The organism is Glaesserella australis (genome assembly GCF_003260095.1).
Taxonomy (GTDB): Bacteria; Pseudomonadota; Gammaproteobacteria; order Enterobacterales; family Pasteurellaceae; genus Glaesserella; species Glaesserella australis.
Genome location: NZ_PTPX01000014.1, coordinates 217,537 through 230,488 on the forward strand (window position 1 = coordinate 217,537; position 12,952 = coordinate 230,488).

At 37.9% G+C, this 12,952-nt stretch carries 14 protein-coding genes; 8 read left to right on the top strand and 6 right to left on the bottom strand.

Going from position 1 to position 12,952, the window contains the following annotated elements; all coding sequences use genetic code 11:
- The first annotated feature begins 45 nt into the window (after positions 1 to 45).
- The 3 genes from C5N92_RS07895 (at position 46) to C5N92_RS07905 (ending at position 1,961) form a co-directional block, all read left to right on the top strand.
- Positions 46 to 636, top strand: a complete 591-nt coding sequence (locus C5N92_RS07895; protein WP_111750300.1) for a LemA family protein — start codon at positions 46 to 48, stop codon at positions 634 to 636.
- A 72-nt stretch (positions 637 to 708) separates the two neighbouring features.
- The gene (locus C5N92_RS07900; RefSeq protein WP_111750301.1) at positions 709 to 1,158 is read left to right on the top strand and encodes a TPM domain-containing protein; all 450 of its coding nucleotides are present in this window, start codon (positions 709 to 711) and stop codon (positions 1,156 to 1,158) included.
- The gene (locus tag C5N92_RS07905) at positions 1,155 to 1,961 is read left to right on the top strand and encodes a TPM domain-containing protein (protein ID WP_111750302.1); all 807 of its coding nucleotides are present in this window, start codon (positions 1,155 to 1,157) and stop codon (positions 1,959 to 1,961) included. The genes C5N92_RS07900 and C5N92_RS07905 overlap by 4 nt, the downstream gene beginning before the upstream one ends.
- A gap of 53 nt (positions 1,962 to 2,014) precedes the next feature.
- On the opposite strand, the gene upp is transcribed toward C5N92_RS07905, so the two are convergent.
- Genes upp through rpmE form a run of 6 tightly spaced genes read right to left on the bottom strand, consistent with a single transcriptional unit; the run spans position 2,015 to position 6,667 of the window.
- Complete coding sequence (upp, locus tag C5N92_RS07910) at positions 2,015 to 2,641, bottom strand: uracil phosphoribosyltransferase (RefSeq protein ID WP_111750303.1); 627 nt, start codon at positions 2,639 to 2,641, stop codon at positions 2,015 to 2,017.
- 59 nt (positions 2,642 to 2,700) lie between these two features.
- The gene (gene ilvY, locus C5N92_RS07915) at positions 2,701 to 3,588 is read right to left on the bottom strand and encodes an HTH-type transcriptional activator IlvY (protein ID WP_111750304.1); all 888 of its coding nucleotides are present in this window, start codon (positions 3,586 to 3,588) and stop codon (positions 2,701 to 2,703) included.
- Entirely contained in the window at positions 3,588 to 4,457 is an 870-nt protein-coding gene (locus C5N92_RS07920; RefSeq protein ID WP_111750305.1) for a hypothetical protein, read from the bottom strand. The genes ilvY and C5N92_RS07920 overlap by 1 nt, the downstream gene beginning before the upstream one ends.
- Before the next feature lie 9 nt (positions 4,458 to 4,466).
- The gene (locus C5N92_RS07925) at positions 4,467 to 5,216 is read right to left on the bottom strand and encodes a glycosyltransferase family 25 protein (RefSeq protein WP_111750306.1); all 750 of its coding nucleotides are present in this window, start codon (positions 5,214 to 5,216) and stop codon (positions 4,467 to 4,469) included.
- Positions 5,213 to 6,394 (bottom strand): glycosyltransferase, encoded by a 1,182-nt coding sequence (locus tag C5N92_RS07930; protein WP_111750307.1) that lies wholly within the window; start codon positions 6,392 to 6,394, stop codon positions 5,213 to 5,215. The genes C5N92_RS07925 and C5N92_RS07930 overlap by 4 nt, the downstream gene beginning before the upstream one ends.
- 60 nt (positions 6,395 to 6,454) lie before the next feature.
- Positions 6,455 to 6,667: a 50S ribosomal protein L31 gene (gene rpmE / locus C5N92_RS07935; protein WP_111750308.1), complete on the bottom strand. Its 213-nt coding sequence runs from the start codon at positions 6,665 to 6,667 to the stop codon at positions 6,455 to 6,457.
- Positions 6,668 to 7,053: 386 nt separating this feature from the next.
- Here rpmE and tkt point away from each other — a divergent pair, with 386 nt between their 5' ends.
- The 5 genes from tkt to C5N92_RS07960 all read left to right on the top strand — a co-directional run bounded on the left by tkt (position 7,054) and on the right by C5N92_RS07960 (position 12,913).
- On the top strand, positions 7,054 to 9,060 hold the full coding sequence (gene tkt, locus C5N92_RS07940; protein WP_111750309.1) for a transketolase: 2,007 nt from the start codon (positions 7,054 to 7,056) through the stop codon (positions 9,058 to 9,060).
- A 234-nt stretch (positions 9,061 to 9,294) separates the two neighbouring features.
- On the top strand, positions 9,295 to 9,609 hold the full coding sequence (gene yhbY, locus C5N92_RS07945) for a ribosome assembly RNA-binding protein YhbY (protein ID WP_111750310.1): 315 nt from the start codon (positions 9,295 to 9,297) through the stop codon (positions 9,607 to 9,609).
- A 119-nt stretch (positions 9,610 to 9,728) separates the two neighbouring features.
- Positions 9,729 to 10,418 (top strand): phosphatase PAP2 family protein, encoded by a 690-nt coding sequence (locus C5N92_RS07950; protein WP_181015879.1) that lies wholly within the window; start codon positions 9,729 to 9,731, stop codon positions 10,416 to 10,418.
- A gap of 2 nt (positions 10,419 to 10,420) precedes the next feature.
- The gene (gene nagK, locus C5N92_RS07955; RefSeq protein ID WP_111750312.1) at positions 10,421 to 11,335 is read left to right on the top strand and encodes an N-acetylglucosamine kinase; all 915 of its coding nucleotides are present in this window, start codon (positions 10,421 to 10,423) and stop codon (positions 11,333 to 11,335) included.
- A 9-nt stretch (positions 11,336 to 11,344) separates the two neighbouring features.
- On the top strand, positions 11,345 to 12,913 hold the full coding sequence (locus C5N92_RS07960; protein ID WP_111750313.1) for a glycosyltransferase family 2 protein: 1,569 nt from the start codon (positions 11,345 to 11,347) through the stop codon (positions 12,911 to 12,913).
- Positions 12,914 to 12,952: the final 39 nt, after the last annotated feature.

Here is a 12,952-nt window from a genome sequence, read left to right on the forward strand (position 1 = left end):
TTTTTGGAATAACAGTATTTAGTTTTTTTATATTGAGGATTATGTATGAAAAAGTGGCTTGTGATTATTGTGTTAGCGGTTGTTGCTGTGGTTGGCGGTATCACATTAAAAAATAGCTATAATGAATTAGTGAAAGCAGAAGAAGATATCAATTCTGTTTGGGCAAATGTAGAATCAGCATACCAACGCCGTGCAGATTTAATTCCGAATTTAGTCAATACGGTAAAAGGTCAAGCAAATTTTGAGAAAGAAACTTTAACCAATGTGATTGAAGCCCGTGCAAAAGCAACTCAGACTAAAATTGATCCTGCTAATGCAACGGAAGAGCAAATGGCTCAGTTCCAACAAGCACAACAAGGTTTAAATTCAGCGTTATCTCGTTTATTGGTGAGTGTAGAAAAATACCCTGAATTGAAAGCGCACGAAGGTTTCTTAAACCTACAAGCTCAAATTGAAGGCACAGAAAACCGCATTAATGTTGAGCGTAACAACTTTAACGGTGCAGTGAAAGAGTACAATAAACAAGTTCGCCAATTCCCAACAAAATTAGCCGCTTGGATTTTTGGTTTCAAAGCAAAACCACAATTTAAAGCCGAAGCGGGTGCAGAAAAAGCACCAGTGGTGAATTTTAACTAATCTTGATTATTTCTATCATTGTAGGGGCGGACCGATGTGTCCGCCCTATTCAAATGGAGTAACATTAAATCAATGAAATTTTTCTCTTTATTCCAACGCAAATTGCCTCTCGATACAGCCAAAATCGAAGAGGCAATTTCGCATTTAGAACAACAAACGTCCGCAGAATTACGGGTTGTTGTTGAACGCAAAGCTAAAAAATGTACATCAGCTTTAGCACGTGCCAATGCCTTATTTGATGAACTGAAAATGCGAGAAACTGCACAGCGTAATGGTGTGCTGATTTATCTTTCATTTAAACCGCATTATGTAGCGGTGATCGGTGATGAAGGTATTCACCAAAAGGTTGGCGATGAATTTTGGCAAACGGTTTACGGCGCAATGAAAGTATCTTGTCAAAAGGGCGAGTTTACTCAAGCGATTTGTGATGGGATTGCACAAGTTGAAAAACAGCTTGCAGTACATTTTCCACTTGAGCCTAATGATAGCAATGAGTTAGCTAATGAGGTGATTATAAAATGAGAAGATTAACACTCTTTTGGTTTAGCTTATTGGCACTATTTAGCTTAACGAGTTGGGCGAACTATCCTGATGTGCCAAAGCCGTTTCGTTATGTATCAGACTATACCCAAACATTAAGTTCGCAGGACAAACAAACATTAGAAAATGCATTGGTAGAGTACGGTACAAAAACGAGTTCACAAATTGCAGTCGTGATTGTTTCGACAACGAATGGTGAAGAGATTGCGAGTTATACCCATAACTTATTTAACAAGTGGGGTATTGGTCGTCAAAAAGAGAATAACGGCGTGTTGCTTTTAGTGGCAAAAGATGATCGTAAGCTCTTTATTGCAACAGGGAGAGGCTTAGAAGGCGCACTGCCTGATGCGATTGCCTCTTCTATTATCCGTAACGATATTACACCATACTTCAAACAGAACTTATATGCACAGGGCATAGCAAAAGGGCTCTCATCTATTATTGCGGCAACGCAAGGAGAATATGCGCCAGCGCCTGTAGCAGAAGAAAGTGGAGAAGAGTTTGCTGATTTTGAGATTTTTATTATTGCGGCAGTCGCTATTTTCTTTCTCTTTAATATTTTATCTCGTGGTGGAAACACCTATGTTAGCCCAAGTAATGCGGGACGCATATTAAGAGATGTTGATGCTATTCGCCGTAGTGGCGGTTTAAATGGCGGATTCGGCGGAGGTTTTGGTGGTGGTCGTCGAAGCGGTGGATTTGGTGGCGGTTTCGGCGGTGGCGGTAGCAGTGGTGGCTTCGGTGGCGGAAGCACTGGCGGCGGTGGTGCTGGAGGAAGTTGGTAATAAAAAAACCTAAGGTAGACTATGTCACCTTAGGTTTTTTGTTATTTTATCGGTTATTTTGTACCAAAAATTTTGTCGCCCGCATCACCGAGACCTGGAATAATATAGCCATTTTCATTTAGGTGGCTATCAATAGCTGCCGTATAAAGTTCAATATCAGGGTGTGCAGCTTCTAATGCTTTGATGCCTTCTGGTGCTGCAACTAAAACCAACACTTTGATCTGTTTACAGCCGGCAGATTTTAGAAGATCGAGCGTTGCGATCATTGAACCGCCAGTGGCTAGCATAGGATCTACAACAATAGCTAAACGCTCGCCCACATCGTTGGCTAATTTTTTAAAGTAAGGAACCGGTTCGAGAGTTTCTTCATTACGGTAAATTCCCACAACACTGATACGAGCACTTGGGATATGTTCAAGAACACCATCCATCATGCCTAATCCAGCTCGAAGAATTGGTACTACAGTAACTTTCTTTCCTTTGATTCGTTCAATTTCTACCGGGCCATTCCAACCATCAATAGTTACTAACTCTGTTTCTAAATCTGATGTTGCTTCATAGGTGAGCAAGCTACCAACTTCAGTTGCTAAGGCACGGAAATCTTTGGTACTGACATCAGCCGCTCTCATTAAACCAATTTTATGCTTAATAAGCGGGTGTTTAACTTCAACAATTTTCATTTTGGTCTCCGATTGTCTAAAAAAATCGGGCTATTTTAGCAGAATTTCTTTTTGAATGTTTAATTTAGATCAGATAAAAGTTCCCAAAATGCGCGAATAACGGGTTCTTGTAAACGGCGCTGTTGTACACAAATACCAAGCTCAAATGCTTGGATAGGTGTAGCAAGCTGAATTCGAGATATTTGGTTTGCAACAGGGCTTTGTTGTACTACAACATCGGGAATCATGGCGACACCACAGCCAAGTGCAACCATAGGTACAATTGCTTCATGACCTTCCACGGTTGCATAAATTTTAGGTTCTTTAATTTTTTGTAATTTAAACCAACTTTCTATCCGCTTGCGAGCAGGTCCATCAACAGGCAGAATGAAAGGCATATTTTGCCAGTCGATTGGAGACTGTTGTAACAGTTGTGTTGCAGGGCAGGCAATACGAGGGGCAATGAGCGATAACTGAATATCATCAATATAATGAAATACAATGTTATTAGGTAAATTCTCTGGTTTACCTGCTAAGGAAATATCTGATTGTAGCGATTGTATGCTATGTAATGCTTTAGCTGGATCTCCAGTGCTGAGTTTGATCTCAATTTTGGGGTACTTTTTTCTAAATTTTTCTAAAATTTGCGGTAAGTGGCTATAGGATGCAGTAACAGAACAAAATAATTTCAGTTCACCCTCGAGTTCTGTTTGTACAAGAGAAAAACTACGATGAATTTGTTGCCAATCAGCCCAAGTCTGATTAGCAAAATGTAAAAAACGTTCTCCTGCATCAGTTAAAATGACTTGTCGATTATCTCTCAAAAAGAGTGGCTGCCCAATTTCATACTCCATACGTTGAATATGGCGAGAAAGAGTTGATGCACTCATATGGTTTTTTTCTGCAGTGCGAATAAAACTACGAGTATGAGCAATATCTAAAAATAGTTTGAGAGATTGAAAGTCCATTATGATTCAAAATAGCGAATAGTTTTTATTGGAAATATTTGGTTTATTAATTTCTTCAATTTTTCCGCTGAATTTCGTTTTTTCTTTTCAAGCGGTAACTGATTCCAATTATATTCAGACAAGATTGAAATTTGTTGGTCTACAGATAAATGTTTCAGGTGCGCGTTGACAAAGAAATCTGCAATGAGACGATTCCATTCTTCTTTATTTCCCCAATAATGCCCAATGATCGTTTCGCACGAATTTAATTGAGCTAAATGTTTTAGAGAAATGGAAAATGCAAATTGTTCAATCAAACGGCGTGGACAGTCTGTTGCACACATTTCATCACATGTGGCTAAAGCTAATTTAATAATCTCTTTAGCATTTTGTGCTGATAATGCAATAACGCCAGCATTCCACATTTCCGAATTTTCATTAATTGTAATATTAGAGAAAGATTTTCCATTTAAAGATTTAAACATCTTTTTAAATGTATTACTACTATTAAACGATATCTTATTTTCTAGAATATGCATAAAAGCATGCCCTTTATCTAATTTATCATTTATTTCAGTTAAGTCTTTAGCAAGGAATGTGTCTGAATCAACATAAAGCAGATGATCATCTGGGTATTTACTCTGAACAAGCTCAAGCGCTTTTATTTTTACTTTCCAGAAAAATTGATAAGGTTCTTGCCATTGTAATAATGTTGATTTATCTATATTAATGATTTCAACTTTTTCATTTAAGAATGAATAAAATTCAGAGCGATCTGTAACGACGATAATTCGATTTATTAATTTATCTTTTGCAAAAGATAAAATGGAAAATACCGCTTGATAATGATTTTCTAAGCGTTCACCAAAAGTAAGTAGGAGTAAATTCATATAAATTCCTTAATGCTTCATTCTTAAGTAAATTGCTTTTTTGACTATATCAATAAGTTTATAATATTCACGTAATAGTCTTATTTTAACTGTTCTGTTTTTTTTATTTTTATCTACTTCAATGTTTGTTTTAAACTCAAAGCTGGGTTTAACACAAGGGGGATTTACATTGAGAATATTGAGACGATTTTCCCAAAATCTATCCATCGTTATATCAACTTCATAGATCCACTCTTGACAGTAATCTAACAGCTTTTTCGCGGATTGTGGTGTTATATAATAACCTGTTGCATTATCATGTTTACCAACAAACTTAATTAATTCAGTATTACTATTTTTAATTTTTAATGTATGTTCACCATTCATTTTCTCAAAAGCGGGAGGCGATAACCAGAAAAATTCAAATGAGTTTTCATCAGATGTACAAAATTTATAGACATCTAAGAAATTATCTTGCAAAATAGCATCATCTTCTAAGATAATAATACCTTTATTTAATTCAATACATTTTTCCCAAAGCAGATAATGACTTGCGAAACAGCCTAATTGAGAAAAACTCATTATATTTCCTTTGCGAAGAAATCTTTTGGCTTTATTATATTTTTTGAAAAGGTAGAATTCTTTTTCTTTATTACCATTAATTGCAGGGAAGAAAGTATAATGTATACTGTCTTGATACGTATTAAATTGTTTTTTAATATATTCTTTTCTATCTAATGATGACTCTAAGTTAATTATATAAATAGGTGTTTGATTCATAACTTATTACTCACTATCTTTCTAAATGTTCTTTCTATTTGTTCTTTAATGTTTTCTTCAGAGAAATCTAAACTTCTTTTTTTCCCTTCTTTTATATAATGCTGATATAGGCTAGGATTTTCTAGTAATTCAACAACAGCTTGACAAAATTTCTCTTTATCGTGCATTGGAATTAATTTTCCATACTCATTTTTTTCACCTATAATTTCTTTTGGCCCAGTTGGACAGTCCATCGCAATAATAGGGGTTTCACAAGCTAAACTTTCTAGCAATACCATGCCTAGTCCTTCACTTTCTGATGTAAAAAGAAATAGGTGGGCATTTCTAATATAAGGATATGGATTTGTTATTTCCCCTAGTAATATACAATGTTCATCTAGAGAATATGATTTTATATGTTCATCTATTTTATACTTGTAATCCCCATCACCTATAATATATAGCTTGTGTTTTATTCCCCTATTTCTTAACATTGCATAAATATCAATTAGTTCTAGTAAGCCTTTTCCATTAACTAATCGAGTAACAACGATAAAATATTCTTCACATAAATTGAACTTAGGTAATAGTTTAGATTTATATGTAATATCTTCTATATTAATAGGGTTATATATAGTAGTGATAGAATCTTTAGGTAGTTTTATATTTTTTTGCAAAAAGCTTGTCATTTCTTTGGATATAGAAATAATTTTTGTATATTTTGATAATTTTTTAAAATGCTCTGTACTTGATTTTTGTTTAGATAACTGAGAATGGTTCCAACGGATAATTGGTGTTCCACATTTAGCTATAAATGGTTTGTGAATTAAACGATCTAGTATCCAGCTAAAATCAATAATGAGATCAAAATTATTTTCTTTTATTTTATTTTTAATGGTGTTTTCTATTTTATGATTACTTTTAATTCTACCGTATTCATATTTAAGTTTTGTGAGAAAAGAAGATCTTTTATTACTCTTTAATGCTAAAATTGCTTTAGATTCATCTTGAGAAAATATATAACTAACATTAATATTAGTTGGTAATAATGTTTGTAATGAATTTTCTTGATATCCAACATCATAGGTTAACAATATATCGAGTTGATAATTGAGTTTCTGAAAAACAGAGATATATGAAAGAAGAACTCTTTCAATACCTCCAGTGACTAGCCATTGATGTAATACTAATATGCGCATAAACTTTTCATATACAAAAAAACCTCCACTATTGTGGAGGTTTTTCTTGGAAAATTCAAATTATTTTGTGCTTGGAATGCTGAAGCGTTTGTTGAAGCGTTCAACACGACCACCAGTATCAACAACACGTTGTTTACCAGTGTAGAACGGGTGGCAGTTGCCACATACGTCTAAGTTTAAATCTTTACCCACAGTTGAGCGAGTTTTGATTACGTTACCGCAAGAACATGTTGCAGTAATTTCTACATATTTAGGATGAATACCTTGTTTCATTATAGAAAACCTCTAACGAAGCCATATCGCCACTAGAGCATACTACTCGGCTGTCTAGTACCATATGTATTAATAAAAAACTAGGCAAAAGCCTAGCAACCAAAAGAGATAACATTCTACGTAAAATCAAGGTAAATAGCAATGAAATTTTTATGATTTATGGGTAAACGTTTGCGAATAATGGGGATTTAAATTTGTGATCTAGATCACATTTTACTTTGGAGATTTTCCGCAAGTTACTTTAAAAATAGTGTAAACTTAATAAGTTTTTCAGATGGTTATATGTAAGGTGGGTTCTAACCCACCATTACAAATCAAATTTAGTTAGGTGAAGTAAAAACACCGTACTTTATTTTTTTATATTCATTAATTTTTAGGAGTCGAAAATGGCAGAACGTAGAGAACTGGCAAATGCAATCCGCTTTTTAAGTATGGACGCAGTGCAAAAAGCAAATTCGGGTCACCCAGGTGCACCAATGGGTATGGCAGATATTGCCGAAGTATTATGGCGTGATTTCTTATCTCACAACCCAACCAATCCAGCGTGGGCAAACCGTGACCGTTTTGTGCTTTCAAACGGACACGGTTCAATGTTGATTTATAGCTTATTGCATTTAACTGGCTACGATCTTTCTATTGAAGATTTAAAACAATTCCGTCAATTGCACTCTAAAACCCCAGGCCACCCTGAGTATGGTTATGCACCAGGTGTTGAAACGACCACAGGTCCATTAGGTCAAGGGATTACCAATGCAGTCGGTATGGCGATTGCAGAAAAAACCTTAGCGGCACAATTTAACCGTGAAGGACACGAGATCGTAAACCACTACACCTACGCTTTCTTAGGCGATGGCTGTTTAATGGAAGGGATTTCACACGAAGCCTGTTCATTAGCGGGTACTTTAGGTTTAGGTAAATTGATTGCGTTCTATGACGACAACAATATCTCTATTGACGGTCACGTTGATGGCTGGTTCTCTGATGATACCGCAATGCGTTTTGAGTCTTACGGCTGGCACGTTATTCGTGGTGTTGATGGACACAATGCGGACGAAATCAAATTTGCGATTGAAAATGCTCAAGCAGAAAAAGATCGCCCAACCTTAATTATCTGCAAAACCATTATCGGTTATGGCTCTCCAAACAAATGCAACTCTCACGACTGTCACGGTGCGCCATTAGGCGATGCAGAAATTGCGGCTGCTCGTGAATACTTAAAATGGGAACACGCACCATTTGTTATCCCTGCAGACATTTACGCTGAATGGGACGCAAAAGCGAAAGGTCAAATTGCCGAGAAAGAGTGGAATGCAAAATTTGCTGCTTATGAGACCGCTTACCCAGAGCTTGCGGCAGAGTTCAAACGCCGTGTAGCAGGTGAATTGCCTGCAAACTGGGCGGCTGAATCACAAGCCTTTATCGAAAAATTACAAGCAAACCCAGCCAACATCGCAAGCCGTAAAGCATCACAAAATGCGATTGAAGCCTATGCTCACATTCTGCCTGAGTTTTTAGGCGGTTCAGCAGACTTAGCAAGTTCCAACTTAACTTTATGGTCTGGTTCAAAACCAATTCGTGCGGATTATAATGTTGATGGCAACTACATCAACTACGGAGTGCGTGAGTTCGGTATGTCAGCGATTATGAACGGTATCGCATTACACGGCGGCTTTATTCCATATGGTGCAACATTCTTAATGTTTATGGAATATGCTCACAATGCGGTGCGTATGGCAGCGTTAATGAAACAACGCTCACTTTTCGTTTACACCCACGACTCTATCGGTTTAGGCGAAGACGGTCCAACACACCAACCTGTTGAACAAACTGCAGCATTACGTTTAATTCCAAATCTACAAACGTGGAGACCGTGTGACCAAGTGGAATCTGCGGTGGCGTGGAAAGCGGCGGTTGAACGTAAAGATGGCCCAAGTGCATTGATCTTCACTCGCCAAAACTTAGCACAAATGGAACGTACCCCTGAGCAGTTAGCGAATGTAGCTCGTGGTGGTTATATCTTGCGTCAATGCTGTGAAAAAGGCGATTGCCCAGATTTAATCTTAATCGCAACAGGTTCAGAAGTTGAAATTGCGATGAAAGCGGCGGACGTACTAAGTGCAGAAGGTCATCAAGTGCGTGTTGTTTCAATGCCAAGCACGAACGTATTTGATGCACAAGATGAAGCGTATCGTGAATCTGTGTTACCAAGCTCTGTAACAAAACGTGTGGCAATTGAAGCAGGTATTGCAGACTTCTGGTACAAGTATGTAGGCTTCGGCGGTCGTATCGTGGGTATGAATAGCTTCGGTGAGTCTGCACCTGCAGGTGAGTTGTTCAAACTCTTTGGCTTTACCGTTGAAAATGTGGTTGCGAAAGCGAAAGAGATTCTGTAATTAAATCTTGATTTTAATTTAATAAGGAGCTTAATAAAGCTCCTTATTTTTATCCGATATTATGTAGTAGTTACATAAAATTCAAAAAGCTTGTAAGGCGGGATAAACCCCTATTTCTATACTGTATTTATGCAACAGCTACATAAAACTGTTTTTATCTATTTGTTATCTTTAAAAATGCGTTTAAATGTGCTATTTTCTGCGTCGATTTTTTTAGTATAAAAGGCAATTTCAATGTCCATGAATTTAACAACAAAACAGAAACAATTTTTAAAAGGGTTAGCTCACCATTTAAGTCCTGTCGTAATGCTCGGCGGTAACGGTTTAACTGAAGGTGTGTTAGCTGAAATCGAAAACGCATTAGATCACCATGAGTTGATCAAAGTGAAGATCGCAGGTGCAGATCGTGAGATGAAACAGCTGATTATTGATGCAATTGTGCGTGAGACCAAAGCGGTTGAAGTACAAACGATCGGGCATATTTTAGTGCTTTATCGTCAAAGCGAAGAGAAAAAAATCAGCTTGCCGAAGGCAACAAAGGCAATTTAAGTTTGTCGCCTAGCACGGCATAGCCGTACTAGGTTCAAATCTGACCGCTTGTTGTCGCAAGCGGTTTTTTTATAAGGGAATTTCTCGTGGTAAAAAAACTCTCTTTTTTAACCTTTCTAATGTTACTTATTCCGTTTGTCGCTTGGGCTATCGGTTGGCAATGGAATTTACAAACAAATTTGGGCTTTAATCTGTTTGATTGGGCGTTGTTTATTTTAACGGAAACAGGCTCAACGCCTTACGCACTCATCACTTGCGTGTTATTTATGTTATGGCTGATGTGGTTGGCTCGCTCTCGTTATTCTTGGTTTTTAATTGGCTTTATTTGTGCGACATCCGTAGTCGGCACACAGGCGATTAAAGAAGGGGCAAAAGCGGTATTTCAAGAGCCACGTCCCTTTGTAACACAAATGTTCCAGCCGAATACAGAAGCCTTTTATGCCTTGCCAAAAGCAGAACAGGAAGTGGCGGTGCTTAAATTCGTTACCCCTGAAAATCAGTTTGTGGTTGAACATCAAGCCGATGAATTGGGCTATTCTTTCCCGTCTGGGCATACCATTTTTTCTGTTTCTTGGATGCTAATGTTTGCAGGATTACTATTTGGTATTCGAGGACAAGCGGTCGTTTTTGCCCAAATTTTTGCAATTTTATGGGCAGGTTTGATGTTGATCAGTCGTTTACGTTTAGGAATGCATTATCCTATCGATCTTTTTGCTAGCACCTTGATTGCGTGGGTGTTCCACCTGATCATCTTCCTATGGGCAATCCCTTTTTTAGAAAAATGGACACTATTTAAAAAGCGAGGCTAACTATGGTTTATTACGGTTTAGATATTGGTGGTACAAAAATTGAGCTTGCTGCCTTTAACGAAAAATTAGAGAAATTGCACAGTGAACGTGTGCCAACGCCACAAACGAGCTACGAAGATTGGTTAAGAACGGTGGAAGCCTTAGTGCGTAATGCGGATGCTAAATTTGGCGAGCAAGGCACGGTGGGGCTTGGTGTGCCGGGTTTTGTTAATCATAAAACTGGCATTGCGGAAATTGCCAACATTGCGGTGGTTCACGGCAATAAAATTATTCAAGATTTGGAAGAGCGTTTAGGGCGTGAGGTGCGCGCCGAAAATGATGCTAACTGCCTTGCATTATCAGAAGCATGGGACGAAAGCAATCTGCAATACCCAACGGTGTTAGGCTTAATTATCGGCACGGGTTTTGGTGGCGGCATTGTGATTAACGGCAAAGCTCACTCAGGTCAAATTGGTATGGCTGGCGAAGTAGGGCATATTCAGCTCAATTATCACGCTTTAAAACTGCTTGGTTGGGAAAAAGCCCCGATTTACAAATGTGGCTGTGGCAATACTGCTTGTTTGGATAGTTATGTTTCAGGGCGTGGTTTTGAAATGTTGTATGCGGATTTAGTCGGCGACAACATTGACGCAAAAACCATTATTCATCGTTTCTATGCCGAAGATCCGAAAACCGTTGAATTTGTCAATAAATTCATTGAGTTATTGGCGATTTCGGTTTCAACATACATCACTGTGCTTGACCCTGATATGATCGTCTTTGGCGGCGGATTATCGAATTTCGACCACATTTACGAAGCCTTGCCAAAAGCCTTACCGAAGTATTTATTACGCACCGCAGAAGTGCCTGTGATCAAAAAAGCCATTCACGGCGATTCAAGTGGCGTGCGTGGGGCTGCGGCGTTGTTCTTAAAATAAAGGTATGCTATGACTAAATTGCCTATCAGCGTAACGATGCTGGTTAAAAATGCTGAAAAATATCTTGCTCAATCGCTACAATCATTAGTGGATTTTGCTGAAATTATTATTTTAGATAATGGTTCAACGGATCGAAGCCTTGAGATTGCAGCTCAATTTGATAATGTAAAAATTCATCATCATGAGTTTATTGGTTTCGGACCAATGAAAAATTTAGCAGCAGAACTAGCAAGTTATGATTGGATTATCAATGTGGATAGTGATGAAATTTTTTCTCAAGCATTGATTGAAGAGATTAAGCAGATTGATTTGAACGATACACAGAAAGTGTATGCGATTTTGCGGATTAATCACTATCGTGGTAAACCGATTAAAACCTGCGGTTGGTATCCTGATTATGTTAAGCGTTTATATCATCGAACGACGGTGAGATTTAACGATAAACAAGTCCACGAATCTTTGATTATTCCTGAACAGATCGCTTTGGTGCGCTTGAAACAGCATTTTCTGCATTACTCTTTTGATGGAGCTGAAGGCTTAATCAATAAGATGCAACAATATACGAGCTTATTTGCACAGCAACAACAGTTCCGTAAACGAGCATCTATTTGGAGTGCAATTAGTCATGGGCTGTCTGCCTTTTTTAAAAACTACCTGCTAAAACGTGGCATATTGTCAGGGCGTGATGGTTTTGTTATCTCCTTTGCTAATGCTTGCGGTGCTTATTACAAGTATGTCAAATTAGCAGAAGCAAACCAACGTTTAACTACGTCGTTGATTATTACTACATATAACCGCCCCGATGCTTTAGAAGCGGTGCTAACGTCGGTGCTACATCAAAAAGTGTTGCCCGATGAAGTCATTGTGGCTGATGATGGCTCAAAAGATGATACAAAAGCGGTGATTGAACGTTTTCAGACAAATTTCCCTGTGCCGTTAAAGCATGCATGGCAGGAAGATGATGGTTTCAGATTAGCCGAATCTCGTAATCGAGCTATTGCTCTGTCGGAATGCGATTATGTGATTATTATCGATGGCGATATGGTATTGCACCCAGCATTTATTGCCGACCATAAAATGGCGGCAAAAAAAGGGCTATTTGTGCAAGGCGGACGAGTGGTTTTAACCAAGGAGAAAACTGCAGAATTATTGCAAAATCCGACCGCTTACCGAGTTTTAAAATGGTATGAAAAAGGGTTAGAAAAACGGCTAGAAAAACGGTTGTCTGCTTTGCATCTTCCTTTGATTTCTGCCTTTATACTGAAAAAAGAGAAGCAACAGTTGCACGGTATTCGTGGTTGTAATATGGCTTTCTTTAAAGAAGATGCGTTGGCAATCAATGGCTTTAATAACGCTTTTGTTGGCTGGGGGCGTGAAGACAGTGAATTTGTGGTTCGTTTCTTTAATCGTGGTGGGAAGCGAGCGAATATCAAATTTTCCGCCATTGCCTATCATTTATGGCACAACGAAGCAGAACGAGATGCATTGCCTGAAAATGATAAGTTGCTCAAAAATGCGATGAGTCAAAAATTAGTTTGGTGTGAAAATGGTGTATCTCAATTTATAAAATCAAATTAAAATTGGTCAGGTATTTTTACCTGACCTATAATTTTTATG

What these genes read in the sequence shown, in the direction of transcription:
- C5N92_RS07895 (WP_111750300.1), top strand. Translation starts at nt 46, where the DNA reads ATGAAAAAGTGGCTTGTGATTATTGTGTTAGCGGTTGTTGCTGTGGTT.
- C5N92_RS07900 (WP_111750301.1), top strand. Translation starts at nt 709, where the DNA reads ATGAAATTTTTCTCTTTATTCCAACGCAAATTGCCTCTCGATACAGCC.
- C5N92_RS07905 (WP_111750302.1), top strand. Translation starts at nt 1,155, where the DNA reads ATGAGAAGATTAACACTCTTTTGGTTTAGCTTATTGGCACTATTTAGC.
- upp (WP_111750303.1), bottom strand. Translation starts at nt 2,641, where the DNA reads ATGAAAATTGTTGAAGTTAAACACCCGCTTATTAAGCATAAAATTGGT.
- ilvY (WP_111750304.1), bottom strand. Translation starts at nt 3,588, where the DNA reads ATGGACTTTCAATCTCTCAAACTATTTTTAGATATTGCTCATACTCGT.
- C5N92_RS07920 (WP_111750305.1), bottom strand. Translation starts at nt 4,457, where the DNA reads ATGAATTTACTCCTACTTACTTTTGGTGAACGCTTAGAAAATCATTAT.
- C5N92_RS07925 (WP_111750306.1), bottom strand. Translation starts at nt 5,216, where the DNA reads ATGAATCAAACACCTATTTATATAATTAACTTAGAGTCATCATTAGAT.
- C5N92_RS07930 (WP_111750307.1), bottom strand. Translation starts at nt 6,394, where the DNA reads ATGCGCATATTAGTATTACATCAATGGCTAGTCACTGGAGGTATTGAA.
- rpmE (WP_111750308.1), bottom strand. Translation starts at nt 6,667, where the DNA reads ATGAAACAAGGTATTCATCCTAAATATGTAGAAATTACTGCAACATGT.
- tkt (WP_111750309.1), top strand. Translation starts at nt 7,054, where the DNA reads ATGGCAGAACGTAGAGAACTGGCAAATGCAATCCGCTTTTTAAGTATG.
- yhbY (WP_111750310.1), top strand. Translation starts at nt 9,295, where the DNA reads ATGTCCATGAATTTAACAACAAAACAGAAACAATTTTTAAAAGGGTTA.
- C5N92_RS07950 (WP_181015879.1), top strand. Translation starts at nt 9,729, where the DNA reads ATGTTACTTATTCCGTTTGTCGCTTGGGCTATCGGTTGGCAATGGAAT.
- nagK (WP_111750312.1), top strand. Translation starts at nt 10,421, where the DNA reads ATGGTTTATTACGGTTTAGATATTGGTGGTACAAAAATTGAGCTTGCT.
- C5N92_RS07960 (WP_111750313.1), top strand. Translation starts at nt 11,345, where the DNA reads ATGACTAAATTGCCTATCAGCGTAACGATGCTGGTTAAAAATGCTGAA.